This window comes from Methylobacterium sp. Leaf104 (assembly GCF_001422885.1).
In the GTDB taxonomy this organism is placed as follows: Bacteria; Pseudomonadota; Alphaproteobacteria; order Rhizobiales; family Beijerinckiaceae; genus Methylobacterium.
This window is the reverse complement of sequence record NZ_LMMZ01000034.1, coordinates 234,256-259,569: the sequence shown is the minus strand read 5'-3', so window position 1 is coordinate 259,569 and position 25,314 is coordinate 234,256. Positions and strand designations below refer to the sequence as shown.

The 25,314-nt window shown below is 70.3% G+C and carries 26 protein-coding genes; 11 read left to right on the top strand and 15 right to left on the bottom strand.

From position 1 onward, the window contains the following. The first annotated feature begins 22 nt into the window (after window positions 1-22). Window positions 23-301, top strand: coding sequence for a hypothetical protein (locus ASF49_RS16490; protein WP_056475176.1), 279 nt, complete (start codon window positions 23-25; stop codon window positions 299-301). 33 nt (window positions 302-334) lie between these two features. Here ASF49_RS16490 and flbD read toward each other — a convergent pair whose 3' ends face one another. From flbD to ASF49_RS24575, 8 genes are all read right to left on the bottom strand, one after another. Beyond that, on the bottom strand, window positions 335-1,702 hold the full coding sequence (flbD, locus tag ASF49_RS16485) for a sigma-54-dependent transcriptional regulator FlbD (protein ID WP_056475173.1): 1,368 nt from the start codon (window positions 1,700-1,702) through the stop codon (window positions 335-337). 65 nt (window positions 1,703-1,767) lie between these two features. Next, on the bottom strand, window positions 1,768-2,112 hold the full coding sequence (gene fliN / locus ASF49_RS16480; protein WP_055958008.1) for a flagellar motor switch protein FliN: 345 nt from the start codon (window positions 2,110-2,112) through the stop codon (window positions 1,768-1,770). 52 nt (window positions 2,113-2,164) lie between these two features. Further along, the gene (locus tag ASF49_RS16475) at window positions 2,165-2,764 is read right to left on the bottom strand and encodes a FliH/SctL family protein (protein ID WP_056475171.1); all 600 of its coding nucleotides are present in this window, start codon (window positions 2,762-2,764) and stop codon (window positions 2,165-2,167) included. Next, window positions 2,761-3,813: a flagellar motor switch protein FliG gene (gene fliG / locus ASF49_RS16470; RefSeq protein ID WP_056475168.1), complete on the bottom strand. Its 1,053-nt coding sequence runs from the start codon at window positions 3,811-3,813 to the stop codon at window positions 2,761-2,763. Before fliG ends, ASF49_RS16475 begins: the two co-directional genes overlap by 4 nt. A 42-nt stretch (window positions 3,814-3,855) precedes the next feature. Beyond that, on the bottom strand, window positions 3,856-5,466 hold the full coding sequence (gene fliF, locus ASF49_RS16465) for a flagellar basal-body MS-ring/collar protein FliF (RefSeq protein WP_056475583.1): 1,611 nt from the start codon (window positions 5,464-5,466) through the stop codon (window positions 3,856-3,858). A 225-nt stretch (window positions 5,467-5,691) separates the two neighbouring features. Continuing rightward, window positions 5,692-5,967, bottom strand: a complete 276-nt coding sequence (gene sciP / locus ASF49_RS16460; RefSeq protein WP_018044452.1) for a CtrA inhibitor SciP — start codon at window positions 5,965-5,967, stop codon at window positions 5,692-5,694. Window positions 5,968-6,068: 101 nt separating this feature from the next. Beyond that, the gene (locus ASF49_RS16455; protein ID WP_056475165.1) at window positions 6,069-6,743 is read right to left on the bottom strand and encodes a flagellar hook assembly protein FlgD; all 675 of its coding nucleotides are present in this window, start codon (window positions 6,741-6,743) and stop codon (window positions 6,069-6,071) included. An 11-nt stretch (window positions 6,744-6,754) separates the two neighbouring features. Beyond that, complete coding sequence (locus tag ASF49_RS24575) at window positions 6,755-8,128, bottom strand: flagellar hook-length control protein FliK (protein WP_056475161.1); 1,374 nt, start codon at window positions 8,126-8,128, stop codon at window positions 6,755-6,757. Between the two features lie 275 nt (window positions 8,129-8,403). Between ASF49_RS24575 and mnmA the strand changes: the two genes are divergently transcribed. The 4 genes from mnmA (at window position 8,404) to ASF49_RS16430 (ending at window position 12,736) form a co-directional block, all read left to right on the top strand. Then, window positions 8,404-9,555: a tRNA 2-thiouridine(34) synthase MnmA gene (gene mnmA / locus ASF49_RS16445; RefSeq protein WP_056475156.1), complete on the top strand. Its 1,152-nt coding sequence runs from the start codon at window positions 8,404-8,406 to the stop codon at window positions 9,553-9,555. 51 nt (window positions 9,556-9,606) lie between these two features. Beyond that, window positions 9,607-10,260 carry a class I SAM-dependent methyltransferase gene (locus ASF49_RS16440; protein WP_056475152.1) on the top strand — a complete coding sequence of 218 codons (654 nt, stop codon included), beginning with the start codon at window positions 9,607-9,609 and terminating at the stop codon, window positions 10,258-10,260. Next, on the top strand, window positions 10,257-11,060 hold the full coding sequence (locus tag ASF49_RS16435; RefSeq protein WP_056475149.1) for a TVP38/TMEM64 family protein: 804 nt from the start codon (window positions 10,257-10,259) through the stop codon (window positions 11,058-11,060). Before ASF49_RS16440 ends, ASF49_RS16435 begins: the two co-directional genes overlap by 4 nt. A gap of 185 nt (window positions 11,061-11,245) precedes the next feature. Continuing rightward, complete coding sequence (locus tag ASF49_RS16430; protein WP_056475146.1) at window positions 11,246-12,736, top strand: sensor histidine kinase; 1,491 nt, start codon at window positions 11,246-11,248, stop codon at window positions 12,734-12,736. A 24-nt stretch (window positions 12,737-12,760) separates the two neighbouring features. Here the strand turns inward: ASF49_RS16430 and bioB are convergent, their stop codons facing one another. Both bioB and ASF49_RS16420 read right to left on the bottom strand, forming a co-directional pair. Then, on the bottom strand, window positions 12,761-13,780 hold the full coding sequence (bioB, locus tag ASF49_RS16425; RefSeq protein WP_056475580.1) for a biotin synthase BioB: 1,020 nt from the start codon (window positions 13,778-13,780) through the stop codon (window positions 12,761-12,763). Window positions 13,781-13,830: 50 nt separating this feature from the next. Beyond that, a complete protein-coding gene (locus tag ASF49_RS16420) occupies window positions 13,831-14,715 on the bottom strand; it encodes a fumarylacetoacetate hydrolase family protein (protein ID WP_056475144.1) in 885 nt (294 codons plus the stop codon). 435 nt (window positions 14,716-15,150) lie between these two features. Between ASF49_RS16420 and ASF49_RS16415 the strand changes: the two genes are divergently transcribed. After that, complete coding sequence (locus ASF49_RS16415; protein ID WP_056475140.1) at window positions 15,151-16,488, top strand: OmpP1/FadL family transporter; 1,338 nt, start codon at window positions 15,151-15,153, stop codon at window positions 16,486-16,488. A gap of 13 nt (window positions 16,489-16,501) precedes the next feature. Here ASF49_RS16415 and ASF49_RS16410 read toward each other — a convergent pair whose 3' ends face one another. Together ASF49_RS16410 and ASF49_RS16405 are read right to left on the bottom strand one after the other, a co-directional pair. Then, on the bottom strand, window positions 16,502-16,972 hold the full coding sequence (locus ASF49_RS16410) for a GNAT family N-acetyltransferase (RefSeq protein WP_243214581.1): 471 nt from the start codon (window positions 16,970-16,972) through the stop codon (window positions 16,502-16,504). Then, entirely contained in the window at window positions 16,969-18,774 is a 1,806-nt protein-coding gene (locus ASF49_RS16405; RefSeq protein ID WP_056475137.1) for a PHA/PHB synthase family protein, read from the bottom strand. The genes ASF49_RS16410 and ASF49_RS16405 overlap by 4 nt, the downstream gene beginning before the upstream one ends. Before the next feature lie 143 nt (window positions 18,775-18,917). On the opposite strand from ASF49_RS16405, the gene ASF49_RS16400 reads away from it, so the two are divergent. The 4 genes from ASF49_RS16400 to ASF49_RS16385 all read left to right on the top strand — a co-directional run bounded on the left by ASF49_RS16400 (window position 18,918) and on the right by ASF49_RS16385 (window position 21,666). Further along, entirely contained in the window at window positions 18,918-19,244 is a 327-nt protein-coding gene (locus tag ASF49_RS16400; RefSeq protein WP_082511359.1) for a hypothetical protein, read from the top strand. Window positions 19,245-19,494: 250 nt separating this feature from the next. Then, on the top strand, window positions 19,495-20,727 hold the full coding sequence (locus ASF49_RS16395; RefSeq protein ID WP_056475575.1) for an LL-diaminopimelate aminotransferase: 1,233 nt from the start codon (window positions 19,495-19,497) through the stop codon (window positions 20,725-20,727). Window positions 20,728-20,890: 163 nt separating this feature from the next. Then, on the top strand, window positions 20,891-21,103 hold the full coding sequence (locus tag ASF49_RS16390) for a hypothetical protein (RefSeq protein WP_056475130.1): 213 nt from the start codon (window positions 20,891-20,893) through the stop codon (window positions 21,101-21,103). 245 nt (window positions 21,104-21,348) lie between these two features. Further along, window positions 21,349-21,666, top strand: coding sequence for a hypothetical protein (locus ASF49_RS16385; RefSeq protein ID WP_082511376.1), 318 nt, complete (start codon window positions 21,349-21,351; stop codon window positions 21,664-21,666). Here the strand turns inward: ASF49_RS16385 and ASF49_RS16380 are convergent. Further along, window positions 21,663-22,037, bottom strand: coding sequence for a ribosomal maturation YjgA family protein (locus tag ASF49_RS16380; protein WP_056475123.1), 375 nt, complete (start codon window positions 22,035-22,037; stop codon window positions 21,663-21,665). The two genes, ASF49_RS16385 and ASF49_RS16380, sit on opposite strands and share 4 nt — an antisense overlap. A gap of 106 nt (window positions 22,038-22,143) precedes the next feature. Between ASF49_RS16380 and prfB the strand changes: the two genes are divergently transcribed. After that, a protein-coding gene (prfB, locus tag ASF49_RS16375) for a peptide chain release factor 2 (RefSeq protein ID WP_156653057.1) occupies window positions 22,144-23,272 on the top strand; the annotation gives its coding sequence in 2 pieces (ribosomal slippage) (window positions 22,144-22,212 and window positions 22,214-23,272; 1,128 coding nt in all). Between the two features lie 128 nt (window positions 23,273-23,400). Here the strand turns inward: prfB and ASF49_RS16370 are convergent. Both ASF49_RS16370 and ASF49_RS16365 read right to left on the bottom strand, forming a co-directional pair. After that, on the bottom strand, window positions 23,401-24,594 hold the full coding sequence (locus ASF49_RS16370; protein ID WP_056475118.1) for a peptidoglycan DD-metalloendopeptidase family protein: 1,194 nt from the start codon (window positions 24,592-24,594) through the stop codon (window positions 23,401-23,403). Window positions 24,595-24,726: 132 nt separating this feature from the next. Next, complete coding sequence (locus ASF49_RS16365) at window positions 24,727-25,194, bottom strand: peroxiredoxin (RefSeq protein WP_056475572.1); 468 nt, start codon at window positions 25,192-25,194, stop codon at window positions 24,727-24,729. Window positions 25,195-25,314: the final 120 nt, after the last annotated feature.

The window sequence follows — 25,314 nt, the reverse complement described above, 5'->3', positions numbered from 1 at the left end:
TCGATCCGCCCCGCACCGCCGCATGTCCGAATTCACCGATCTCATCGCCCGCGCGGTCAATCCCACCATGTCCCGCACCGAGCGGGAAGCGGTCTACGGCGTCGTCAAGCAGGCGGTGGAGCGGCTTCAGGCGCGGGACGGCCTCGAGCCGAACGACCCGCGCAGCGCCCTGCAGCAGCACCTCGTGGAGGAGACGATCCGCGACGTGGAGGCCGACATCGCCCGCTTCCACGCGCTGGAGAAGCTGGAGCGCGCCCACGCGGTCCAGATGGCCGGCGAGCGCGTCCACGGCGCCTCGTAGGCCTGCACCCCGGGGCGCGGGGCAGCCCGGCGGTCAGCCGTAGGCCGCCACCGCCCGCACGCTTCCGGGCTCGGCCACGGACAGGCCGGCATCGACGTACTCGTTGAGCTTGTTGCGCAGGGTCCGGATCGAGATGCCGAGGATCTTGGCGGCGTGGGTCCGATTGCCGAGGCAATGATCGAGCGTGTCGAGGATGAGGTCGCACTCGACCTGCGCCACCGTCTGCCCGACGAGGCCGCGGGTCGCGGCCTCCGCCACCCGGGCGGCGCGCTCGGCCGGCCCGGCCGCGACCGGCGCGATGCTGTCGCCCTCGGGCGTGAGGATGGCGTCGGGGCCGATCTCCGGACCGGAGGCGAGGAGCACCGCCCGGTGCAGGGTGTTCTCGAGTTCGCGGACGTTGCCGCGCCAGGGATTGGCGCGCACCAGTCCCTGCGCCTCGGCGCTGAGCGGCCGCACCGGCACCCCGTTCACCTCGGCGTATTTCTTGGCGAAGTGCGCCGCCAGTTCGAGGATGTCGGCCGGGCGCTCGCGGAGCGCCGGCAGGCGCAGGTGCACGACGTTGAGCCGGTAATACAGATCCTCGCGGAAGGTGCCCTTGCGGACCTCCTCCACCAGGTTGCGGTTCGAGGTGGCGAGCACGCGGATGTCGACCTTCACCGGCGCGGTGCCGCCGACCCGGTCGATGACCCGCTCCTGCAGGGCGCGCAGCAGCTTCGACTGCAGGCGCACGTCCATCTCGGAGATTTCGTCGAGGAGGAGCGTGCCGCCGTGAGCCTCCTCGAAGCGGCCGATGCGGCGCGCCACGGCGCCCGTGAAGGCGCCCTTCTCGTGGCCGAACAGCTCCGATTCGAGCAGCGCCTCGGGGATCGCCGCGCAGTTGACGGAGACGAAGGGCCGGTTGGCCCGGTTCGACTTGCCGTGCAGGTGGCGGGCCAGGACCTCCTTGCCGGTGCCGCTCTCGCCGGTGATGAGCACGGAGGCCTCCGAGCGGGCCACCTGCTCGGCGAGCTTGACCACCTTCTCCATGGAGGCGTCGCGCCACACGAAGGCGCGCCCGTCCTCGGACACCGCCTGCAGGACGGCGGCGATCAGCTCGGGATCCGGGGGCAGGGGGATGTATTCCCGCGCGCCGGCCTGGATCGCGGCGACCGCGGCCTTGGCGTCGGTGGCGACGCCGCAGGCGATGACGGGGGTGCGGATGCGCTCCTCGGCGAGCGCCGTCACCAGATCGCGGATCGCCAGGGCGACGTCGATCATGATGAGGTCGGCCCCCTTGGCCCGTAGCACCGCGAGCCCCTGGGCGAGGCTCTCGGCGTTGGTGACGGCCGCGCCCCGGTTCATGGCGATCTTGGAGGCGGTGATCAGCTCGCCGTTGAGCCGTCCGATGATGAGTAGCCGCATGGCCCGGAATCTCCGTCAGGTGTGGCTTCGCGCGAGAAGCGCGGCGGCCGGAAGGGCGGGGAGTGTCAGTGGTCGCTCTTGATGATCTCGGTCATCGTGACCCCGAGGCGGTCCTCGACCAGCACCACCTCGCCGCGCGCCACGAGGCGGTTGTTCACGAAGATGTCGATGGCCTCGCCGACCTTGCGGTCGAGTTCCAGCACTGCGCCGGGCTGGAGCCGGAGCAGGTCGCCGATCGGCATGCGCGAGGAGCCGAGCACCGCCGAGACCACCACCGGCACGTCGAAGACCTGCTCCAGGTCGGCGGCGCTCTTCGGCGTGGTCGGCGTCTCGCGAATCGACTCGGTGCCGAGGCCGTCGAAAGAGGCGTCGCCGCCGTTGAGCTGGGGCAGGCTGAAATCGTCGGACATAGGGGTTTTCCGGAGCGGAGATCGGGTCGGGCAGAGGCGTCGGGCGGGGGCGTCAGGCGGGAATTCCGAGGGCGGCGAGCACGGCGGCCTCGATCTGGGCCCGGTCCCGGACGACGCCGCCATCGGCCCATTCCATGCGGGCGTCGCCGGGGGCGAGATCGGGTTCGCCGAGCACCACGAGGCGCCCCTCGAAGCCCCGTTCGCGGGCGAGACGCTTCACCAGAGCCTCGGAATCGTCGACGAGGCTCTCGTGCACCCGCACGACGAGGTGGGGCACGCCGCGCAGGTGCTGGAGTGCGGCGCGCGCGGCGTCGCCGATCGCCGCCAGGGGCTGGGCGTCGAGGGCCTCGCCCGCGACCTTGCGGGCGAGCAGGATGGCGAAGTCGAGCGCCTCGTCCTCCCGCGCCTGGTCGCGCGCGTCCGACTGCCCGATCAGACCGGCCGCCGCGAGGCCGAGCCGGGTGAGGGCGTCCGAGAGGCGCGCCTGGATCTGCTGCTCGGCCATGACCTGGCCCTCGCGCAGGCCGCGGGCGTAGCCCTCGGCCTCGGCGCGCGCGACGGTCTCGGCGAGGGCCGCGGCCTCCTTGACGGTGGCGGGGTTGTCCGGCCTCGGCCGGAAGTCGGTGTCGAAGAGGAAGCGGCGCGCGTTCAATAGACCAGCTCCTCCTCGCCGCTCGACTTGGCGATCATGATCTCGCCCTTCTCGGCCAGCTCCTTGGCGAGCTCGGTCATCTTGGCCTGAGCCTCATCGACGTCCTTGAGGCGGATCGGCCCGAGGGAGCCCATCTCGTCGGTGATGTTCTTGGCCGCCCGGGTGGACATGTTCTTCAGGAAGAAGTTGCGCACCCGCTCGTCGGCGCCCTTGAGGGCCCGGCACAGGGTCTCGTTGTCGACCTTGCGCAGCAGGGTCTGGACGCTGCCGGCATCGAGCTTCAACAAGTCCTCGAAGGTGAACATCAGCTGGCGGATCTTCTTGGCCGAACCGCGATTGGCCTGGTCGAGGGCCGTGAGGAAGCGGCCTTCCGTCTGCCGGTCGAAGGCGTTGAAGACGTCCGCCATGAGCTCGTGCGCGTCGCGCCGGGTGGTCTGGGCGATGGTGGAGACGAACTCGACGCGCAGGGTCTCCTCGATGTGGCGCAGGGCCTCCTTCTGCACCGTCTCCATCCGCAGCATCCGGTTCAGCACGTCGATGGCGAACTCCTCGGGCAGGATGGTCAGCACCTTGGCGGCGTAGTCGGAGCGCACCTTCGAGAGCACCACCGCCACCGTCTGCGGGTATTCGTTGCGCAGGAACGAGGCCAGGATCTCGGGATCGATCTGGGTCAGGCTCGCCCAGACGCGCTTGCCCGAGGCGCCCTTGATCTCGGCCATGATCGAGGAGACCTGGTCGGTCGGGAAGATCTTGAGGAGCAGGGATTCCGTCCGCTCGAAATTCGAGGTGATGCCGCCGCCGGAGGAGAGGCGGGAGACGAAGTCGACGATCAGCTTCTCGACCGTCTCGGCTTCCAGCGAGCCGAGCTGCACCATGGCGTGCGAGACGAGCTTGACCTCGTCCTCGTCGAGCATCTGCCAGATCGGCGCGCCCTCGCTCTCGCCGAGGAGCAGGAGGAGCGCGGCGGCGCGCTGGGCGCCCGTCATGGCGCCGAAAGCACCGTTGCTGCCCTTGGCGAGTTCCGCCTGGATGTTCAATCCCGAGGACATGGTCTCAACGCCTCTTGGTCGGTGCGGGGGAGAGGGCGCGCATCAGTTCTCGTGAATCCAGTTGCGGAGCACTTCCACGGTCTCGCTCGGGCTGGCGCGGACCATGTCGACCACCCGCTGAACGGTCTCGGCCTGGACCTTGCCGTTGAGCTGGGCGAAATCGACGAGGCGCGCGGTCGGGTTGTCGGGCGGGGCCATCAGGGCCTCGCCGCCGGCGGCCAGGGCGCCGGCGCCCTCGGAGAGGAGGGCGATCTGGATCGGCTCCGAGGCCAGGACCTTCTTCAGGAGCGGGCGCACCACCGCCATCAGGACGATCAGGGTCAGCATCGTCAGGACGCCGAGTTCGACGATCCGCATGACCTCCTCCTTCGAGGGGGCCAGCAGCGACTGGACCAGCGACGGCTCGGCGAACTCGGCCGGTGCCGGCGTCTCGGCGAAGCGCAGGTTCACCACCTCGACCTGATCGCCGCGCGCCTTGTCGAAGCCGATGGCCGAGCGCACCAGGGCGGCGATGCGGTCGACCTCGGCCGCCGGGCGCGGCTGGTAGACGGGCTTGCCGTCCGGGCCGGGCACGTAGGCGCCATCGACCACCACCGCCACCGAGAGCCGCTTGACCCGACCGCCCTCGGCGACCTCGGTCTTCGTCACCCGGGAGATCTCGTAGTTCGTGGTCTCCTCGTTCTTGTTCGTGGAATCCTTCTGCGCCGGCGCCTGGCCGGGCTGATTGGCGCCCGGAAGCTCGTTGCCGACGCTGACCGCGCCCTCGGCGCCGCCCGTGAGGGAATTCTCGCTGCGGGTCTGGGTCGAGCGCACCACCCGGCTCTCGGGGTCGAAGCTCTCCGACCGGCTCTCGATCCGGTTGAGGTCGAGCTCCGCACTGACCTGGATGCGGGCGCGCCCGGCACCGACGATGCCGGCGACGATCTCCTCGATCTGCGCGCGCAGGCGGCGCTCGATGCCGACCTGCTTCTCCTCCATGCCGGCCCCGGTCTCGGACTCGGCGCCGCGGGCGCCATCGGCCAGCAGGCGGCCGCGCTCGTCGACGATGGAGACCCGCTCCGGCTTCAGGCCCTCGACGGCTGAGGCCGCGAGGTGGCGGATGGCTCGGACCTGGGAGGGGTCGAGGTCGCCCATCAGCTTCAGGACGATGGCGGCGCTCGGCGTCTCGCGGTCGCGCTCGAACAGGCGCCGCTCGGGGATCACGAGGTGGACCCGGGCCGCCTGGACCCGGCCGATGGCGCGGATCGAGCGGGACAGCTCGCCCTCGAGGGCGCGCAGGTGGTTCACGTTCTGGACGAAGTTGGTCGACGAGAAGGCGTCGCCCTTGTCGAAGATCTCGTAGCCGACGCCGGCGGCGCTCGGCAGGCCCTTGCCGGCGAGGTCCATGCGCAGGCGCGGCAGGTCGGCCCGCGGCGCGAGGATGGTCTGGCCCGCGTCGCCCTTGGTCTCGTACTTGATTCCGCGCGCGTCGAGGTCGCGGATCACCGCCGAGGAATCGGACATCGACAGGTCGGCGAAGAGCACGCCCATGTCGGGCTTCGAGACCCGCAGGATGACGAAGGCGAAGAAGCCGATCAGCGTCATCGTGACGGCGGCCATGGCGGCGAGGCGCGCCGGGCCCAACTTTGTCACGAGGTCGAGGACCGGTTTCACGACGCGACGCACCCACCCGAGACGCGGCGCCGGACTGCCGGCACCCGCTCGGCAAAATTTGCCTGGGCCGTGGTTAGCGCCGGGTTAACAATCGTGAACGAAGTGGGGCGCGCGGACATGAACGCCCCCCGGAAACGCGAAAGCCGCGCCCGGGTGAGGGGACGCGGCTTCCGGGTTCGGAGGGGCTGGGACGGGGTCGGGCGCTGAGCCCGGCCGTCTTCCGGCTCAGTGGCGGTAGTGCTGGATGCGCGTGGTGCGCAGCCCGGCCAGACCGTGCTGATCGATGGAGAACTGCCAGCTCAGGAACTCCTCAGTGGTGAGGGTGTAGCGCTGGCAGGCCTCCTCGAGGCTGAGGAGACCGCCCCTGACGGCGGCGACCACCTCGGCCTTGCGGCGGATGACCCATCGACGGGTGGTGGTCGGTGGAAGATCCGCAATGGTTAACGGACTTCCATCAGGCCCGATAACATACTTCACTCTCGGGCGGCTTGGTTCGGTCATGATACGCTCTACAACTCGACTGACCTGTCGAGATTGGAAGCTACTTGTACCCACTTAAGATATCTTGAAGCGGATCGATCGCATTGGATTCGCCCCGCTGGTCATGTGGACAACCCCGCGCCGATGTCCTGCACGGTCGAGACCGGAACCCGCGACTTGCCCACCAGCAGCACCGGTTCCGAGCCGCTGAGATCGACGCTGTCGACCGTGCCGCTCACCTTGGTGTCGACCTTGATCTTGGCGCCGGTGGCGTCCACCGCGTCGACCTTGATCGCGTAGGTGCCGTTAGGCGCGGTGAAGCCGCTGGAGGTGCGGCCGTCCCAGGTGAAGCTCTGGGCCTCGGCCGTGAGCGCCTTGGTCTGCGTCGCCACCACGTTGCCCTTGGCGTCGCTGATCGTCATCGTCGCCTGCTTGGCCGCCCGTGCCGGGGTCAGGGTCCAGGAGGCGGCACCGTCCTTGAGGGCGGTCGTCGTGCCGTTCGCCGTGATCTGCTGACCGATGAAGCCCGTGGCCGAGGCGGCGCTGGACGACTTGGCGTTGCTCAGGATCGAATCGAGCCGGTCGTTCGACTTCAGCTGCTGCTCCACGCCGGCATACTGCACCAGCTGCTGGGTGAACTGGTTGGTGTCCATGGGATCGAGGGGGTTCTGATTCTTGAGCTGCGTCGTCAGCAGCGTCAGGAACTGGGTGAAGTTCCCGGCGAGTTCCTGCTGGGAGGTCTTGGTCGTGCCGCTCGACCCGGTCGAACTCGCGGCGCCGGTGATGCCTGAAGCCATGTTCGGATTCCTCAGATGCGGATGTCGATGCCGGAGAGGGCGCCGTAGCGGCGCATCGGAACGGCGGCGATGGGGGTCGGGTCGGGGTTGTCGGCGCGCGCGCTCCGGCCCGTGTCGGATTGCTGCCCGTCGCCCCCGGAACCGTTGGAGCGGCCGTCTTGCTGGCCGTCTCCGCGAAGGGACAGGTTGATGCTGCCCTCTCCGGGATTCAGGCCGGCCTGCGCCAGGGCCTGCTGGAGATTACTGGCATCGCGCTGGAGCAGGGCCAGGGTCTCGGGCCGGTCGACCACGAGCCGGGCCTGGACGGCACCGGTCTCCTTGTCGATGTCGAGATTGACGTCGATGCGCCCGAGATCCTTCGGATCGAGGCGGATCTCGAACTGGTTGCTGCCCGCGAGGGAGCGCAGGCCGATGGTCATCGGCACGGCGCCGAGGGGCACCGGCGGCTGGGCCGGGGCGGCCGGCACGCCGGGCGCGGACGCCTCGGTGGCCTTGGCGTGCGCCGGCGCCGGCGCCGCCGTGGCGGCGGGCGCCAGATCGGTGCGGGCGGCGCCCTCCACGGCCGGCGCGAGGCTGGCGGCGAACTCACCCTGCGGCTTGCCGTTGCCCGGTTCGCCGCCCTCGGAGCCCTCGCCACGGCCGGCCGGCGCGTGGACCTTCAACCCCTGCGGGACCGGAGCCGCCGTGCCGGCCACCTCCGCACCCGCGGCCACCACCGGGGCGGCGGGACCGGCTGGATCCTGCGCCGGGACCGCCTCGCCCGATCCGGCCGACGCGGCCGATTGCGCGGCCTGAGCCGCGGCACTCGGCGGAGGGGCGATCGGCAAGGGGACGATCGGCGCCGCGGGACCGGCCTGCGTGGCCAGTTCCGTGTCCTCGGAAGTGTCGGCCGCAGCCGTCTCGCCGGTCGCCGCCTTCGGGGGCGATGCGTCGTCCGGGGCGGGCGCGGCCGGGTCCCGGCTCGCGGGCGCCCCGGGCGGGACCTTCGTGTCGGGACGCGCCGCCGGTGCTTCGTTCGATGCCGCCGGACGCGGCGAATCCGTGTCGCTTCTGGCCTGCGCGCCGGTGGGGCGGGGGCGGGGCGGCACCGGGGCGCGGGTCTCCTCCGCCTTGGTGGAACGCGCCGCCGCGGCGGCCTTCGCGGTGTCGCGGGCCTGTGCGGCCTCGCGATTGGCCGCCGCGTCGGCGGCACGGTCGGATGCGATCCGCTCGTTCCGATCCGCGGCCGCCGCGCGGTCGTCCCGGGCACGGGCCTCGGACGCAAGCGGACGAGGTTCGGGCGCGGGCACGTCGAGACTGAAGGTCGCCGACCCGCGCGAGGGAACCACGCCGGGCGTGACCGGGCGCCGGGCCGGGGAGTTCCAATCGATCGACGACACAGCCATGGGCGACAATCCTCTACGGATCTGGACCGAGCAAGGCGCAGGCCAGCCGGCTTCGAGCGCAAGCTCTTGACGGGACGCGATTTTTTCCAAGAGGTGATGTCCTGCTCCGGCACGGCCGGGCAAATCCTGCCGGGGGGCCGGCAGCTTCCGCCCGGAGCCGGACGCCGTGCGCGGGCGCGCACCCGCCATCGCGGCCTCCCTGGAACTCCCGGGCCAGGATCGCTATAGACTCACGCGCGGGGCCGGACCGGTCCCTTCCGGCAAACCCTGGCGCGATGAATTCCCTCGATCTTCCCAAGGCTCCGCACGAGACGCGCGTCGTCGTCGCCATGTCGGGCGGCGTCGATTCCTCCGTCGTGGCCGGGCTCCTGAAGCGCCAGGGCTACGACGTCGTCGGCATCACCCTCCAACTCTACGATCACGGCGCCGCCACCCATCGGAAGGGTGCCTGCTGCGCCGGCCAGGACATCCACGACGCCCGGCGCGTCGCCGAGGCCCTCGCCATCCCGCACTACGTCCTCGACTACGAGGACCGCTTCCGCGAATCCGTGATCGACCGCTTCGCCGAGAGCTACCTGGCCGGCGAGACGCCGATCCCCTGCGTCGAGTGCAACCGCTCGATCAAGTTCCGCGACCTCCTGCGCACGGCCCGCGACCTGGAGGCCGATTGCCTCGCCACCGGGCACTACGTGGCGAGCCGGCCCGAAGCGTCCGGCGGACGCGGGCTCTACCGCGCCCTCGATCCGGCCCGCGACCAGAGCTACTTCCTCTACGCGACCACGGCCGAGCAGCTCGACTTCCTGCGCTTTCCCCTGGGCGAACTGCCCAAGGACGAGACCCGCCGCCTCGCGCGCGACCTCGGCCTCGCCGTGGCCGAGAAGGCCGACAGCCAGGACATCTGCTTCGTGCCCCAGGGGCGCTACGCCGACGTGATCGCGCGGCTGCGGCCCGACGCGGCGCGGGCCGGCGAGATCGTCGATCTCGGCGGGCAGGTGCTCGGCCGGCACGAGGGCATCATCCACTACACCGTCGGCCAGCGCCGGGGCCTGCGCCTCGCGGTGGGCGAGCCGCTCTACGTCATCCGCCTCGAGCCCGACACGGCCCGCGTCGTGGTCGGACCGCGCGCGGCGCTCGCCACCAGCCGCATCCGGATCACCGACCTGAACTGGCTCGGCGGCGCCGGGACCTGCGAGGACCTGCCCGTGGCGGTGCGCGTGCGCTCGACCCGGGAGCCCCGGCCGGCCCTCCTGACCCGAGACGCCTCGGGCGACGCGGCCGAGATCGTTCTCGCCACGCCGGAGGACGGCGTCTCGCCCGGACAGGCTTGCGTCATCTACGCCGACGACGGTCCGCGCGCCCGCGTTCTGGGCGGCGGCACCATTCGGCGCGTCGACGCGTTGGCGACCGGCGCGGCCGAAGCGGCCTGACCGACGAACCGCCCCACGAAACCCATCCCTCCACAGGACGACGAGATCGACATGCTGAGCGAGCCGCGGGAGGCCGGTCCGAGCACCGCCCTGATGCGCAAGGCCTATGCGCGCTGGGCGCCGGTCTACGACGTCGTCTACGACAAGCTCACGGAGCCGGCCGCGCGGGACGCCGTCGAGGCCGCCGTGGCCTGTGGGCCGCGCATCCTCGAGGCGGGCGTCGGCACCGGCCTGTCGCTGGGCTACTACCCGCCCGCGAGCTTCGTCTGCGGCGTCGACCTCTCCGAGGACATGCTGAAGCGGGCGCGGGCCAAGGTGCTGCGGCGCGGCCTCCGTCACGTCCGCGGCCTCCAGGTCATGGACGTCTGCCGCCTCGGCTACGCCGATGCCAGCTTCGACGCCGTGGTGGCGCAGTTCCTGATCACCCTGGTGCCGGATCCGGAGGCCGCCCTCTCGGAGTTCCTGCGGGTGGTCCGCCCGGGCGGCGAGATCGTGCTCGCCAACCATTTCGGCCAGACCGCCGGCCCGGTGGCCAAGGTCGAGGAGATCGTGGCGCCGCTCTGCACCAAGATCGGCTGGTCCTCGGCCTTCAAGTCGACCCGGATCGAGGCCTGGGCTCGCGCCAACGGCGTCGAATTCATCGGCGTGTCGCCGACCTTCCCGGGCGGGTTCTTCAAGATCCTGCGGATGCGCAAGCGCGGGTGAGCGCGCCGACGCCGCCGGCGAGCCCCGGGACGCCGACGCGGCTGAAGCGCCTCCTGCGCTGGGGGCCGCTCCTGCTCCTCGTCTGCGCCTCGCTGGCGGTGCTCGCCTCCGGGGCCTCGCATCTCCTCAGCCTCGACCGGCTGCTCGCCTCGCGGGCCTGGCTCAACGCCTGGGTCGCCGAGGACCGCTTCCGCGCGATGGTGGTGGCCTACCTCGTCTATGTCGGGGCCGTGGTGGTGTCCGTCCCGGCTTCCCTCTTCCTGACGATGCTGTGCGGGTTCCTGTTCGGGATCGTGCCCGGCGCCCTCGTGGCCGTGGCCTCCGCCACCACGGGCGCCGCCATCGTCTTCACCATCGGCCGCGGGCCCGCCTCCGACCTCCTCCTGCGGCGGGCCGGCCCGCGCCTCGCCGGCCTCGCGGCGGGGTTCCGCGAGGACGCCTTCGGCTACATCGCGTTCCTGCGCCTCTTGCCGATCTTCCCCTTCTGGATGACGAACCTGGCGCCGGCCGCCTTCGGGGTGAAGCGCGGCACCTTCGTGCTGGCGACCCTGGTCGGCCTCCTGCCGGGCGCCTTCATCTACGCCTCGACGGGTGCGGCGATCGAGGACGTGGTCCTGGCGCACGAGAGCGCCAAGGCGGCCTGCCTCGCCGCGGACGGCCTCGATTGCGCGAACGCCCTGACGCTGCGCGCCCTCGTCACGCCCAAGATGGTGCTCGGCCTCGGCGCGCTGGCCGCATTGGCCCTGATCTCGGTATTCGTCCGACGTCGCGCACAGGGCCGGCGCCGTCTAGAATCCTGATCGAATTTAGCCATACATCTGATCTAAAAAGTTGTATCTCTGGACGCAGCCTAATGCCGTTCGGAGCGTTGTTGGGCAATCGCGCTTCGAGCCGTCGCCCTGAAAACGCCACTGAACCGCTCTCCAGATCAGGTTCACGCCGTCACCCGCCGCGCCCTTGGAACACCGGAAACGCTAGTACCGAGATGGGTGTGACGTCGCACGTCGAATTCGAGCAGGAGGTGGCCGCGACGTCCCCCGTGGCCGAGCGCGGGCTCGGCCGGCATCTCGGCCTGTCGGGCCGGCTGTTCCTGCTCACCGTGGCCTTCGTCGCCCTCATCGAGGTGCTGATCTACGTGCCGACGGTGGCCAATTACCGCCGGATGTGGCTCTCGGACCGGATCGCGGCGGCCCAGGTCGCCGCGCTCGTCCTCGACGCGGCTCCCGACCAGCAGGTCTCGGAAGGCCTGTCCCAACGCCTGCTCGCCGGCGCCGGCGCCCGCGCCATCGCGGTGCGCGGCAACGGCACCCGCCGGCTTCTGGCCAACGAGACGGTGCCCGACAGGGTCTCGGACATCATCGACCTGCGCTCGGAGCACTGGATCCGCTCGATCCGCGGCGTGGCCCGCACCCTCTTCACGGAATCGCCCGACCCGATCCGCGTGATCGGACACGGGCGCGACGGCATCGACCTCGTCGAGATCCTGATGGACCCGGGTCCCTTCCGGGAGGCGGTGGCGGACTTCTCGATCCGGCTGGCCCTGTCGTCCATGGCCCTCGCGGCCGCGGTGGCCGGCCTGATCTTCTTCGTCCTGCAGCGGGCGATCGTGAGGCCGGTCCGACGCCTCGTCGAGAACATCACGGAATTCGCCGACGACCCGGAAGCGATCGACGGGGTGATCGTGCCCTCCCGCCGCACCGACGAGATCGGCCATGCCGAGATCGCCCTGGCCCGCATGGAGACCGCGCTGGCGCGGGAGCTGCGCGAGAAGCGCCGGTTGGCCGGCCTCGGCCTGTCGGTAAGCAAGATCAACCACGAACTGCGCAACCTGCTGACCACGGCGCAGCTGCTCAGCGACCGCCTCGACGGCGTCGCCGACCCCGTGGCCCAGCGGGTGGCTCCGCGCCTCGTCGCCACCCTGGATCGCGCGATCCGGTTCTGCGAGGAGACCCTGGCCTATGGCCGGGCGACGGAGCGCAATCCGAACCGGCGCCTCGTGCCGATCGCCCCGATCGTCGCCGAACAGGCGGATCTGGCCGGGCGCGGGCGCGATTCGAAGATCGTCATCCACGAGGTCTGCCCGAGCGAATTGCGGATCTTCGTCGATCCCGACCAGTTCTCGCGGGCGCTCGCCAACATCGTCCGGAACGCGGTGCAGGCGCTGAGTCCCCAGGGCGCCGGCTATGAGCCGCTGGACCAGCAGAATCCCGAGATCACCATCAGGGCGCGCCGGCAGGGCCAGCCCGGGTCCGGAGAGACGCAGATCCTCGTCGCCGATAACGGCCCGGGGCTGCCGCCCCGCGCCCGCGAGCACCTGTTCTCGCCGTTCAAGGGCTCGTCGCGGGCCGGCGGCACGGGCCTCGGCCTCGCCATCGCCTCGGAGCTGATCGAGCTCAACGGCGGTCGCCTCAGCCTCGACGACACCGTCATCGGCACCTGCTTCCGCATCACCATCCCGGACGCCGCCAGCGCCTGAGCCGGTGGTGGTCGCGGACGGGCGCTACTCCGCCGCCGCCAGGGTCAGGCCCGGCACGGTGATGCCGATGTCGCGCAGGAGCTCGGCGTCGGAATCGGTCTCGTTGTTGGCCGTGGTCAGCAGGCGCTCGCCGTAGAAGATCGAGTTGGCGCCGGCGAGGAAGCACAGGATCTGCGCTTCGCGGGTCAGGCCCTTGCGGCCGGCGCTGAGGCGCACCCGGGCGCGTGGCATGACGATGCGGGCCGTGGCGCACATCCGCACCAGATCGAGGGGATCGACCGCCGGGCGATCCGCGAGCGGCGTCCCTTCCACCGCCACCAGGGCGTTGATCGGCACGCTCTCCGGGTGCGGCGCGTGGTTCGCCAGCACCTGGAGCATGCTCGCCCGGTCCTTCACGCCCTCGCCCATGCCGACGATGCCGCCGCAGCACACGCCGATGCCGGCGTCGCGCACGTTCTGCAGGGTGGTCAGGCGATCCGCGTAGGTCCGCGTGGAAATGATGTCGCCGTAGAAGTCCGGGCCGGTGTCGAGGTTGTGATTGTAGGAGGTGAGCCCGGCCTCCGCGAGGCGCTCGGCCTGCGAGGGCGACAGCATCCCGAGGGTCACGCAGGCTTCCATGCCGAGACCGCGCACGCCGCGCACCATCGCCAGCACGGCGTCGAATTCCGGTCCGTCCTTGGGCTGGCGCCAGGCCGCGCCCATGCAGAAGCGGTGGGCGCCGGCCGCCTTCGCCTCGGCCGCCTCGCGCAGCACAACATCCACCGGCATCAGGCGCTCGCGCGCCATGCCGGTGCCCTTGTGGTGGGCCGATTGCGGGCAATAGGCGCAATCCTCGGGGCAACCGCCAGTCTTGATCGACAGCAGGCTCGCGCGCTGGATGTCGGCCGGATCGTTGTGCGCACGATGGATTTCGGCCGCCCGGAACACGAGGTCGAGGAGCGGCAGGTCGTGGATCGCCTGGATCTCGGCCACGCTCCAGTCGTGACGGATCGCGGCTGCCGCGGGGGCCGGGCGGGAAGCGAGGGGGGCCAGGGTATCGGTCATGGTCCCCATGAGGCGAATCTCGGCCGGAAAATCAAGCCGGCCGGGTGTCCTCAATGCGTCGGCTCGCCCGCCGCCACCTTGGCGGTCCAATCGTCGAAGGCGACGATCTCCTGGCGCTGCTCGCCCAGGCCGGCGATGCCGAGGGTCATCACGTCGCCGCTGCGCAGGAAGCGCGGCGGCTTGCGGGCCATGCCGACGCCGGGGGGCGTGCCGGTCGTGATGACGTCGCCGGGCTCCAGCATCATGAAGTGCGAGACGTAGGCGACGAGTTGCGCGGCATCGAAGATCATCGTCGCCGTGGAGCCGGTCTGCATCCGGCTGCCGTTCACGTCGAGCCACATGGCGAGGTTCTTCAGGTCGGGGATCTCGTCCAGGGTGACGAGCCAGGGACCGAGCGGTCCGAAGGTCGGGCAGCCCTTGCCCTTCGTCCAGGTTCCGCCGCGCTCCATCTGGTACTCGCGCTCGGAGACGTCGTTGCAGATGCAGGCACCGGCCACGTAGGACAGGGCCTCGTTGGCGTGCACGTAGGAGGCGCGCGCGCCGATCACCAGGGCGAGCTCCACCTCCCAGTCGGTCTTGGCCGAGCCCTTAGGCAGGATCACCCGGTCGTGGGCGCCCGCGAGGCACGAGGGCGCCTTGTTGAAGATGATCGGCTCGGGCGGGATGTCGGCGCCGATCTCGGCGGCGTGATCGGTGAAGTTCAGCCCGATGGCGACGAAGTTGCGGGTGCCGCCGACGCAGGGGCCGAGCCGGGTGTCGGCCGGAAGGGCGGGCAGGCTCGCGCTGTCGATCCGGCGCAGGCGCTCCAGCGTCTCGCGCGACAGCGCAGGACCCGCGATGTCGCGCACATGGGCCGAGAGGTCGCGCAGGACACCCTGCGAGTCGATGAGCCCCGGCTTCTCGTCTCCGCTCGCGCCGTGCCGTACCAGTTTCATCGCTCGTGCCTCCGCATGACGTTGCGATGTCTGACATCGATCGCATCGGGATACCCGGCAAGGGGCAATCCGCGACGGATGGCGCGCGATCTTCCCCTCCGGCGCCGGGTCAGGGGCGGATCCGGGCCGATTTTGTCACCGAAAGGTCACACCGCCGCTGGGAGATGCGACGGCAGCGTTTTTTCCGGCCCGGCGCTTACTCACGGCAACGAGAGTTTAGATGTGAACCATTCTGCCGGCTTCCTGGCCTCGGCGATCCCAAGGCTGCAATATTGCGCAAAAAACAGGTTATTCTTGCGTTGATACTTTGCTTCTATTGGAGGATGTCCGGATTGCGAAGTCGCGCCGGTCGCGTCATTGTCTCATCCAAGGTGCGAGACCGACCCAGTCGGGACGGGACAAGCGAGCGCCAACAACAAGGGTGGGTCTTACGTCATGATGGGCACGATTCGGGGCCGTTCCCTCCGCAACATCGCGCGATCGGGAGTTTCCGCGGCCATCCTCTGCGCCAGCGTGGCCGGCGCCTCGGCCGGCGCCTTCGGCATCCGCGAGCAGAGCGCCCAGGCGCAGGGTCTCGCCTGGGCCGGCGCCGCGTCCGGCTCCGGCGGCGTCTCCTCGATGTTCTGGAACCCCGCCACCGTGACCATGCGTCCGGGCTGGGTCACCGAGCAGAACTTGAGCTTCATCAACCTGTCGGCGAAGATCACGCCCGACGTGGGCACGAACCCGGCCTTCGCCCGTCTCGGCGACAGCGGCGAGCTCGGCCAGGGCGCCATCGTCCCAGCGGGCGCCACCTCTTACCAGCTCAACGACCGCCTCTGGGTCGGCATCACCACGGGCGCGCCCTTCGGCCTCGTGACCAAGCCGCGTCAGACCTGGTCGGGCGAGCTCTATGGCCGCTCCAGCCGCATCTTCTCGCTGGCCTTCAACCCGGTCATCGGTTTCAAGGTCAACGAGTGGCTCTCGATCGCCGCCGGCCCGAACATCGAGTACTTCAAGCTCGTCCTGCGCCAGGCCTTCATCCCGGCCGCCGTCTTCAACCCGGCCGCCCTGCCGAGCTCGGGCCTCAAGGGCGATTCCTGGGGGGTCGGCTTCACCGCCGGCGCGCTGATCACGCCCTTCGACGGCACCGCCATCGGCGTCGGCTACCGCTCCTCGGTGCACCACGACATCGGCGGCCAGCTCATCCTCCCGGGCGCCTTCTCGGCGCTCGGCGGCGACATCAAGGCCAAGCTCAACACCCCCGAGAAGCTGAGCGTCGGACTCACGCAGGCGATCACCCCGGTGGCGCGCCTCAATCTCGGCTTCGAATGGGACAACTGGAGCCGCGTCGGGCTGATCAACATCGTCTCGGCCGGGGCGCGGGCCGCGGCGCCGCCGCTGACCCTCAACTACAAGGACGGCTACACCTACTCGATCGGCGGTGAGTACGACTGGTCGCCGGCCCTGACGGTCCGCGCGGGCGTCGCCTACGAATCCTCGCCGATCGACTTCTCGAACCGCTCCGTGCGCCTGCCCGACGGCGACCGGGTGAACGTCTCGGTCGGCGGAAGCTACCGCTGGAGCGAGAAGCTGACCCTCAACGTCGCCTACTCGCACTTCTTCGTCGACAAGGGCCGCATCCTCGCCGGTCCCGGACGCGACTACAACGTCCAGAACGTCGTCTTCGCCGGCGTGGCCGACAGCAGCGCCGACATCGTCTCGGTGGGCTTCCGCTACGTCTTCGGCGATCCGGTCGTCGCCGCCCCGGCCCCGCTGGTGCGCAAGTTCTGAGGCCGCGGAACGCTCAGGACGGCGGAGCCGGTGCGGCTCCGCCGTACTCGAAGCGCTTCACGTAGAAGATCCGGTCATGGCCGGGCGGATAGTCGGTGATCCGCCCGCACTCGGAAAAGCCGAGGCGCTCGTAGAAGCCGGGCGCCTGGAAGGTCCAGGTGTCGAGCCAGATTCCGGAGAGGCCGCGCCGGCGTGCCTCGGCCTCCGCGTCCTGCATCAGGCGCCGGCCGAGCCCGCGGTCCCGGGCCGGACCCAGCGCCAGCAACTCCACGAACAGCATGCCGTAGCCGGTCCGGCCCCAGAGGCCGCCGACGATGGCGCCGGCCGCGTCCCGCACGGTGAGGGCCAGCAACCCCCAGTTGCCGTTCGGCACCTGGGCTTCGTTGTGGGCGACGAGGGGCGCCAGGATCTCGGCGCGCATGATCGGGTCCGGCTCCGCCTCCAGGCGGACGGTCCAGCCCGGCGCGTCCCTGCCGGCGCTCACGCCTTCATGCGGACATAGGTCCCGGGCGCCGGCCCGAGGGAGGCGAGGCCGCCCTCGCCGGGAACCCGCGCCGGTACGCGGGCCGGGGCCTGGTGCTCCAGCCACTGGAACCAGTAGGGCCACCAGGACCCCTTGGTCTCCGTGGCGGCCGTCACCCAGTCCTCGAACCGCCCCACGGCCGGGCCGCCGGTCCAGAAGCCGTATTTCGGCTTGGCCGGCGGATTGACCACCCCCGCGATGTGGCCCGACCCGGCCAGCACGTAATCGACCGGGCCGCCGAACTTCGAGGAGCCCTCGAACACCGACAGGGCGGGCGCGATGTGATCCTCCTTGGTGGCTAGGTTGAAGATCGGGATCTTCACCTTCTTCAGGTCGAGGCGTACGTTGCCGAGGATCATCTTGCCCTGCGCGAGTGTGTTGTTGAGGTAGCAGTTGCGCAGGTAGAACGAGTGATTGGCTGCCGGCATCCGGGTCGAATCGGCGTTCCAGTACAGCAGGTCGAAGGGCATCGGCGCCTGGCCCTTGACGTAGTTGTTGACCACGTAGGACCAGATCAGGTCGTTGGGGCGCAGCATGTTGAAGGCGGTGGCCATGCCGGTGCCCTCGAGATAGCCGCGCTTCTGCATCCGCGACTCGATCAGGCGGATCTGCTCCTCGTCGGCGAACACCTTGAGGTCGCCCGCATGGGTGAAATCGACCTGCGTGGTCAGGAAGGTGGCGCTCTTGATGCGCTTGTTGCCGGTGGCGGCCTGCATCGCCAGGGTCACGGCCAGCAGGGTGCCGCCGACGCAGTAGCCCGCCGCCGAGACCTCGCTCTCGCCGGTGGCGACCCCGATGGCATCGATCGCGGTCTCGATGCCCTCCCGCATGTAACTCTCGAAATCCTTGTCGGCGTGCCGCGCATCGGGATTGACCCAGGAGATGCAGAACACCGTCAGGCCCTGACCGACCATCCAGGCGATCAGGCTCTTCGACGGGTTGAGGTCGAGGATGTAGAACTTGTTGATCCAGGGCGGCACGATCAGGAACGGCCGCTTCAGCACCGTGTCGGTCGTCGGCGCGTACTGGATCAGCTCCATCAGGTCGTTGCGGAAGACCACCTCGCCGGGCGTCACCGCCACGTTGAGGCCGACCTCGAAGCCGGCGCCCGGATCGGTCTGGCGCACCCGGAGCTGGCCCTTGCCGGCCTCGATGTCCTCGGCGAGCATCTTCATGCCGCGCACGAGGTTGGCGCCGTTCTCCTTCAGGGTGTGCCGGATCAGTTCCGGATTGGTCATCACGAAGTTCGAGGGCGACAGCGCCCCGGTGATCTGGCGCAGGTAGAAATGCGCCTTGTGCCGGGTGTGCTCGTCGATGCCCTCGGCCTCCTCGACGAGCTCCTCCGCCCAGCGGGAGGTGATGAGGTAGCTCTGCTTGATGAAGTCGAAGATCGGGTTGGTGGACCACTCGGCGTGGGCGAAGCGGTTGTCCTTGGGCTCGGGCTGCGCCACGGGCGGGGCGCTCTCGCCCTGCAGGCGCTGCCAGGTCGAGCCCCAGAGGGTGATGAACGCCTCGCTCAGCTTGGTCTGCGCCTCGACGGTCCGCTTGGGATCCGCGAGCCAGGTCTCGGCGACGCTGCCGAGGGTGCGCACCACGTCCTTGACCTCCTCGGGGGGTTCGACGGCCTCGACCGGGAGGGCGTCCGACGCGCCGACGGGCTTCATGTAGCGCGATGCGGCCCGGCCGAATTCCTCGACCAGCAGGCTCGCGTTGCGGGACAGGGCCTCGATGTCGGGCAGCGGTGTCGTCCGTTCGGTCGTCACGCGTGCGTCTCTCCCCGAGTGTGGCCCGGCCTTTCACCGCGCGACGCCTGCCGCGCGGCCGAGGGGGCCTCGTTTCCGACAAATTAACGCGCCATCGCGGAGTTCCGCCAGTGCGCATGACTCCGAAACGGCCGACTTCCCCCATGTCCCGGCTTCACAACCCTCAGTTTGTCGCGAGCCTGGTGTTCGCGATCCTGCTCGCCGGCTGTTCCGGCGACCTGAATCCGATGCGGATCGCCTACGGCACCGGCGAGGCGGGTCCGCCGGCCAAGGCGCCCGATTTCGTCGCGCAGTCGCGCCGCGGCGACGACGCGTTCATGCCCGTCGGGGTCTCCGCTCCGGCCCGGCCCATCCGCGCCAAGACGCCGGAGGGCACGCGGGCCCTGGAGGACGAGCTCGTCGCCGCCCGCGGCCGGAACGAGGCGCGCGGCCGCTCCGCCGAGAGCGCCGCGCAGGGCGCCAAGCCTTAAGATCCGCCAGATCGGGCCGTCGGGTCCGCCAGATATCGTTCGGCGTCGGGCCGCAGAACTGCTAGAGATTCGCCGGGCGTGCGGATTCCGCGACGGCCCTGCGCAAGGCAGATCCGTCAAAGGACGTCCGAATGCCGCTCGAGGGACCTTCGGACGAGACCACGCTCCCGTCTCGGGATGACGACAGCTTCGCGCGGCGGTGACGCCCGTCACCCCGCGCCTCAATTCCATTTCGGACTTCGTGAAGGCCATGACCGACTTCCACCGCATCAAGCGCCTGCCGCCCTACGTCTTCGAGCAGGTGAACCGGATCAAGGCCCAGGCCCGCGCCAACGGCGCCGACATCATCGATCTCGGCATGGGCAACCCGGACCTCGACGCCCCGAAGCACGTCATCGCCAAGCTGGTGGAGACCGCCGGCCGGCCGCGCACGGACCGGTACTCGGCCTCCAAGGGCATCGCCGGCCTGCGCCGCGCCCAGGCGAGCTACTACAAGCGCCGCTTCGGCGTGAGCCTCAACCCCGACACCCAGGTGGTGGCGACGCTGGGCTCGAAGGAGGGCTTCGCCAACATGGCGCAGGCGATCACCGCGCCGGGCGACGTGGTGCTGGTGCCGAACCCGAGCTATCCCATCCACGCCTTCGGCTTCCTCATGGCGGGCGGCGTCATCCGCTCCGTTCCGGCCGAACCGACACCCGCCTTCTTCCCGGCGGTCGAGAAGGCGATGCAGCACTCGATCCCGAAGCCGGTGGCGATCGTGGTCTGCTACCCCTCGAACCCCACCGCCTACGTGGCGAGCCTCGACTTCTACCGGGATCTCGTCGCCTTCGCGAAGCGCCACGAGATCATCATCCTGTCGGACCTCGCCTATGCGGAGGTCTATTTCGACGGCGATCCGCCGCCCTCCGTCCTGGAGATTCCCGGCGCCATCGACTGCACGGTGGAGTTCTCGTCCCTGTCCAAGACCTTCTCCATGGCCGGCTGGCGCATGGGCTTCGCGGTCGGTAACGAGCGCCTGCTCGCCGCGCTCACCCGCGTGAAGTCCTACCTCGATTACGGCGCCTTCACGCCGATCCAGGTCGCGGCGACCGCCGCCCTCAACGGGCCGGAGGATTGCATCGTCGAGATGCGCTCGATCTACAGGAAGCGCCGCGACGCGCTGATCGAGTCCTTCGGCAAGACGGGCTGGAAGATCCCGACCCCGTCCGCCTCGATGTTCGCCTGGGTGCCGATCCCGGAGAAGTATCAGGCGCTGGGCAGCCTCGAATTCTCGAAGCTCCTTCTCGAGAAGTCGGACGTGGCCGTGGCCCCCGGCATCGGCTTCGGCGAGCACGGCGACAACTACGTCCGCATCGCCCTGGTCGAGAACGAGCAGCGCATCCGGCAGGCGGCGCGCAACGTCCGGCGCTTCTTCGAGACCTCGGACAAGACGCTGCACAACGTGGTGCCGCTGCCCGAGGCCCCGCTGTCGAAGGCCGGCTGAGCAGGTCCCCGGCCGGTTGTTGCGGCCGGGAGACAGGCGCCCGCAAAGCTCGCCGAAACGCACCGATGCGCTTGTCACGGCGGTGCGAGGTCAGCAGGGTCGAACGACGCCGCGCCGCGCCCGATGGTTTCGCGCGGCCCGTTCGCCGAGGCCCGAGGATCGTATGCGTCGCCTGACCCTTGCCGTCGCCCTGGTGCTGAGCGCCTCCGCGGGGGCCTGCGCCCCGAAGCCGATCGTCGCCCGCGATCCGGTGCCGGCGCCCGAGCCGACCCTCGGATACGAGTGCAATTCGCGCCCGACCGTCCTGAACGGCTTCTACTCGACCTGCGAGCCGGTGCTCCAGGAACGCTCCGTGGTGCTCCGCGCCAAGGGCTGAACAAGGGCTGACCGAGGGCTGAGACCATCGTCGGACCCCTTCGCGGCTCAGGGCCGGGCCGATCGCCCGGCCTTCGTCGTTCCGGGCACCTCTCGACGGGGCTTTTGCCCACAGGGCTTTGCTGAAAGTCGTGGCGGCGCGACCGAACGGACACGGACAGCGTCGCGGGAATGGAGCATGATGCGCGCGGGCGCCTCGCTTCCCGGTCTCAGGCTGCCCGCAGGAGTGATCTCGTGGTGCTGAAGATGCGAGCCCTTATTGCCGCTGGCCTGATCGGTCTCGGGTTCAGCGTTCCCGCCCCCGCGCAGACCCTCTTTCTCGGATCCCAGGGTCCGATCGTCCTGCCCACCAGCCCCAGCAGCGGTCGGCCGATCCCGGACGTGCCGAACGCCGTGCCGGTGCCGAGCGTGATGAACGGCGGCGGCTTCGGCCTGACCGGCACGGATTACTTCGCCGACGGCCTCAGCGAAGGCCCGCTGAACCAGCGCCATCGCCCGCGCGAATACGTCCTGGCCCCGGCCCGCATCGGCCCGCCCGACTACGTTCGCCCGGCCCTGCGCTAGCGCCGGTCGGCCAGGCGCGCGGCCAGGATCCCGGCCGCGTAGGCGACGAGGTTCCAGGGCGAGAACACCCGCCCGACCAGCAGCTTGCCGGCCAGCGTCAGCCGGAAGGCGTCGAGCTCGGGCGTGTGAACCAGCCGGAAGAGCTCGACCGCGACGGCGATGGCGGCCGCCAGGGCCAGAATACGTCCGCGCGGCCACGGCAGCACGAGGCCGACGAGCCCGTAGACCATCGCGCCCCAGAGCACCGAGCCGCCCCACTTCGTCACCGCGGCCGGCAGGCCGAGGGGCACGAGGCGCAGGAAGAGGCCGGCCGCGATGACCAGGACGGTCAGCGCGAGAAGCCGGAGCCGCCGGGTGTTCTGGGCTTGCATCGTTCGACGATCCTGGGGCGGCGCGCGGGTGCGCGCCGTTTACACCATCCGGCCGGCCCGGTATCACCCCGTCCCACACCCCCGAACCACGAGCCCGAAACACCAGATGCGCGCCGAGATCGAACAACTCTCGGATGCCGCCAAGCAGTCGATCGGACTGCTGAGGAGGCATCTTTGACTGGGATACCGTCGAGAAACGCCTCGCGGAGCTGAACGCGGCTTCCGAGAACCCCGAACTCTGGAACGACGCCGAGGCGGCCCAGAAGGTCATGCGCGAGCGCACCCAGCTCGATGACGCCGTCACCGCGATCAAGAAGCTGAGCCAGGACCTCGAGGATGCCCACACGCTGATCGAACTCGGCGAGATGGAGGGCGACGAGGCCACCATCCTGGAGGGCGAGGCCGGCGTGCGCGCCGTCGAGAAGGAGGCCGCGCGCCGCCAGATCGAGACGCTGCTCTCCGGCGAGGCCGACGGCTTCGACACCTATCTCGAGGTCCATTCGGGCGCCGGCGGCACCGAGAGCCAGGACTGGGCCAACATGCTCCAGCGCATGTATGCCCGCTGGGCCGAGCGCCGGAAGTACAAGGTCGAGATCGTCGAGTGGTCGGACGGCGACGAGGCCGGGATCAAGGGCGCCACGCTCCTGATCAAGGGCCACAACGCCTATGGCTGGCTCAAGACCGAGTCCGGCGTGCACCGGCTGGTCCGCATCTCGCCCTACGATTCGAGCGCGCGTCGCCACACCAGCTTCGCCAGCGTCTGGGTCTATCCGGTGATCGACGACCGGATCGAGATCGAGATCAAGGAATCCGATTGCCGGATCGACACCTACCGGTCGTCGGGCGCCGGCGGCCAGCACGTGAACACCACCGATTCGGCGGTGCGCATCACCCACATCCCGACGGGCATCGTGGTGGCCTGCCAGCAGGAGCGCTCGCAGCACAAGAACCGGGCCACCGCCTGGAACATGCTGCGCGCCCGCATGTACGAGGCCGAGCTGAAGAAGCGGGAGGAGAAGGCCAGCGCCGAGGCCGCCGCCAAGACCGATATCGGCTGGGGCCATCAGATCCGAAGCTACGTGCTGCAGCCCTATCAGCTCGTGAAGGACCTGCGCACAGGCACCCAGTCCACCGATCCGGACGCGGTGCTCGACGGCTCCCTCGACCCGTTCATGGAATCGTCCCTGGCCCAGCGCGTCTATGGCGGCGCCGACGTGGTCGAGGACATCGAATAGGGACCCGCGCCCGAATCCTGGGGAATGTCGCACGCGGTTCCCGTGCGGGTTCCCCGGGCCTCGGCGCGCGTCGGGCGCTGCAGGCGATAGGGATCGGATGGGCCTGCCGCGGCCCGCCCGATCGCCGCTCAGAGCGCCTCGGCGGCCCTGAGGAAGCGAACCGGGTCGACGGGCTCGCCGTCGATGCGGGTCTCGTAATGCAGGTGGCTGCCGGTGGAGCGCCCGGTGGAGCCGACGCGGCCGACGATCGTGCCGGGCTCGACCCATTGGCCGGGCGTCACGTCGAAGGCCGAGAGGTGGGCGTAGCGGGTGACCAGGCCGTGGCCGTGGTCGACCTCGACCATGTTGCCGTAGCCGCCGTTGTAATCCGCCACCGTGACCCGTCCGGCCGCCGTGGCGCGGGCCGGCTCGCCGGTCTCCGCCCGCATGTCCATGCCGGTATGCATGGCGTAACCGCGGGTGAAGGGATCGAGGCGCGCGCCGAAATTGCTCGACAGGCTGAGCTCGCCGGAGAGGGGACGGCGCACCGGCAGGCCGGCGGTGATCCGGCGCAGATGCGCCTCCTCGGCGATGGAGCGCTGCACGTCCGCCAGCGAGGCGCCGAACGCGTCGCTCAGGGGCACCAGGGGGCCGCCGATGCCGGCCGGGCGCTCATGCTCGAAGCGGGCCGGGTCGAGGCCGAGGCGGACCACGAGTTGGCGCAGGCGCTGGGCGCCCTTGCCGGCGCGCAGGCCGAGATTGGCGAGCACGCGCGACTGGGCCTCGGCGAGGCCGTCGAGGCGCTGCTCCAGGGCCGCGATCCGGCTCTCGGCCGCGCGCGCGGATTGCCGGCCGGGCATGGTTTCCGCGTCGGTCCGCAGCCGCAGGCCGTCGGGGGTCGGGAAGGGCTTGCCGCCCGGAAGCGGTCGCGGCGCCGGCTCGGGGATCTCGACCGCCGGGGGCGGGAGCGCCGCGGCGCCGGTCTCGCCGGCCAGGTTCGCCAGCACGGCCTGGCGCGCCTCCATGGCGGCCTGCCGTCGGGCGAGCTCGGCCATGCGCTGGGCGATCCCGTCGCGCGCCGCCGCCTGCTCCATCGTCACCCGGTCGAGCTGGAGGCGGAGCGCACCGATCCGTTCCTCGTAGCCGTACTGGATCGCGCTCTGCTGCGAGACGAAGCGGGCGAGCACCTCGTCATGGAAGACGAGGTAGTACGTCGCTCCGCCGGCCCAGGCGACCGCGAGGGCCAGCGCTCCGGCGAGGAGGCGTGACCGAAGCGTCGCGCCGGGCGCGGCGGAGACGACGTGGGTCGTCTTCGAGGAGGTTTTCCGAGAGGACGATGGCATGGGACGCGTGACCTGATCCACCGCGTCACTCTGCCCGGATCAGGGTTAACGAACCGCCAAGGCGCCGGTCCGACGATTCACCATGCGGGTCATGTCGCCCTGCCGGATCGCGCCGTCATGCCGAGTCGCTCTTCATGCCAAGTCGCGGGCGGCGGCCAGGACCTCCTCGGCGTGACCGGGCACCTTCACCTTCGGCCAGATCCGCGCGATGCGGCCGGTCCGGTCGAGGAGCATCGTGGTCCGCTCGACGCCCATGTACTTGCGGCCGTACATGCTCTTCTCGACCCAGACGCCGTAGGCCTCGAGCATCGCCTTGCTCTCGTCGGAGGCGAGCGGGAAGGTGAGGGCGTATTTGGCGCGGAACTTGTCGTGGCTCTTGACCGAGTCCGGCGACACCCCGATCACGATGGTGTCAGCCGCGGCGAAGTCGGGGCCGAGGGCGTTGAAGCCCTGCGCCTCCAGGGTACAACCGCTCGTGTCGTCCTTGGGGTAGAAGTACAGGACCGCCTTGCGGCCCTTCAGTGCTCCGAGGCTGATCGTCTCGTCGCCGGCGCCCGCCAGGGTGAAATCGGGCGCCTGATCTCCGGTAGCGAGGGGCATCATGCCTTCCTTTCGGCCGATTGATGGTGTGCCTCTGGAGTTGCATCGCGACGGGGCGTGACGCCCCGGCCCACCGGGACCGATCAAGGCGAAAGACCCGCGAAAGCTGAAACCCGTAGG

Bases quoted from the DNA above. Each gene is read 5' to 3' on its own strand.
- ASF49_RS16490 (WP_056475176.1), top strand. From the start codon at position 23: ATGTCCGAATTCACCGATCTCATCGCCCGCGCGGTCAATCCCACCATG.
- flbD (WP_056475173.1), bottom strand. From the start codon at position 1,702: ATGCGGCTACTCATCATCGGACGGCTCAACGGCGAGCTGATCACCGCC.
- fliN (WP_055958008.1), bottom strand. From the start codon at position 2,112: ATGTCCGACGATTTCAGCCTGCCCCAGCTCAACGGCGGCGACGCCTCT.
- fliG (WP_056475168.1), bottom strand. From the start codon at position 3,813: ATGTCCTCGGGATTGAACATCCAGGCGGAACTCGCCAAGGGCAGCAAC.
- sciP (WP_018044452.1), bottom strand. From the start codon at position 5,967: ATGACCGAACCAAGCCGCCCGAGAGTGAAGTATGTTATCGGGCCTGAT.
- ASF49_RS16455 (WP_056475165.1), bottom strand. From the start codon at position 6,743: ATGGCTTCAGGCATCACCGGCGCCGCGAGTTCGACCGGGTCGAGCGGC.
- ASF49_RS24575 (WP_056475161.1), bottom strand. From the start codon at position 8,128: ATGGCTGTGTCGTCGATCGATTGGAACTCCCCGGCCCGGCGCCCGGTC.
- mnmA (WP_056475156.1), top strand. From the start codon at position 8,404: ATGAATTCCCTCGATCTTCCCAAGGCTCCGCACGAGACGCGCGTCGTC.
- ASF49_RS16440 (WP_056475152.1), top strand. From the start codon at position 9,607: ATGCTGAGCGAGCCGCGGGAGGCCGGTCCGAGCACCGCCCTGATGCGC.
- ASF49_RS16430 (WP_056475146.1), top strand. From the start codon at position 11,246: ATGGGTGTGACGTCGCACGTCGAATTCGAGCAGGAGGTGGCCGCGACG.
- bioB (WP_056475580.1), bottom strand. From the start codon at position 13,780: ATGACCGATACCCTGGCCCCCCTCGCTTCCCGCCCGGCCCCCGCGGCA.
- ASF49_RS16420 (WP_056475144.1), bottom strand. From the start codon at position 14,715: ATGAAACTGGTACGGCACGGCGCGAGCGGAGACGAGAAGCCGGGGCTC.
- ASF49_RS16415 (WP_056475140.1), top strand. From the start codon at position 15,151: ATGATGGGCACGATTCGGGGCCGTTCCCTCCGCAACATCGCGCGATCG.
- ASF49_RS16400 (WP_082511359.1), top strand. From the start codon at position 18,918: ATGTCCCGGCTTCACAACCCTCAGTTTGTCGCGAGCCTGGTGTTCGCG.
- ASF49_RS16395 (WP_056475575.1), top strand. From the start codon at position 19,495: ATGACCGACTTCCACCGCATCAAGCGCCTGCCGCCCTACGTCTTCGAG.
- ASF49_RS16390 (WP_056475130.1), top strand. From the start codon at position 20,891: ATGCGTCGCCTGACCCTTGCCGTCGCCCTGGTGCTGAGCGCCTCCGCG.
- ASF49_RS16385 (WP_082511376.1), top strand. From the start codon at position 21,349: ATGCGAGCCCTTATTGCCGCTGGCCTGATCGGTCTCGGGTTCAGCGTT.
- ASF49_RS16380 (WP_056475123.1), bottom strand. From the start codon at position 22,037: ATGCAAGCCCAGAACACCCGGCGGCTCCGGCTTCTCGCGCTGACCGTC.
- ASF49_RS16370 (WP_056475118.1), bottom strand. From the start codon at position 24,594: ATGCCATCGTCCTCTCGGAAAACCTCCTCGAAGACGACCCACGTCGTC.
- ASF49_RS16365 (WP_056475572.1), bottom strand. From the start codon at position 25,194: ATGCCCCTCGCTACCGGAGATCAGGCGCCCGATTTCACCCTGGCGGGC.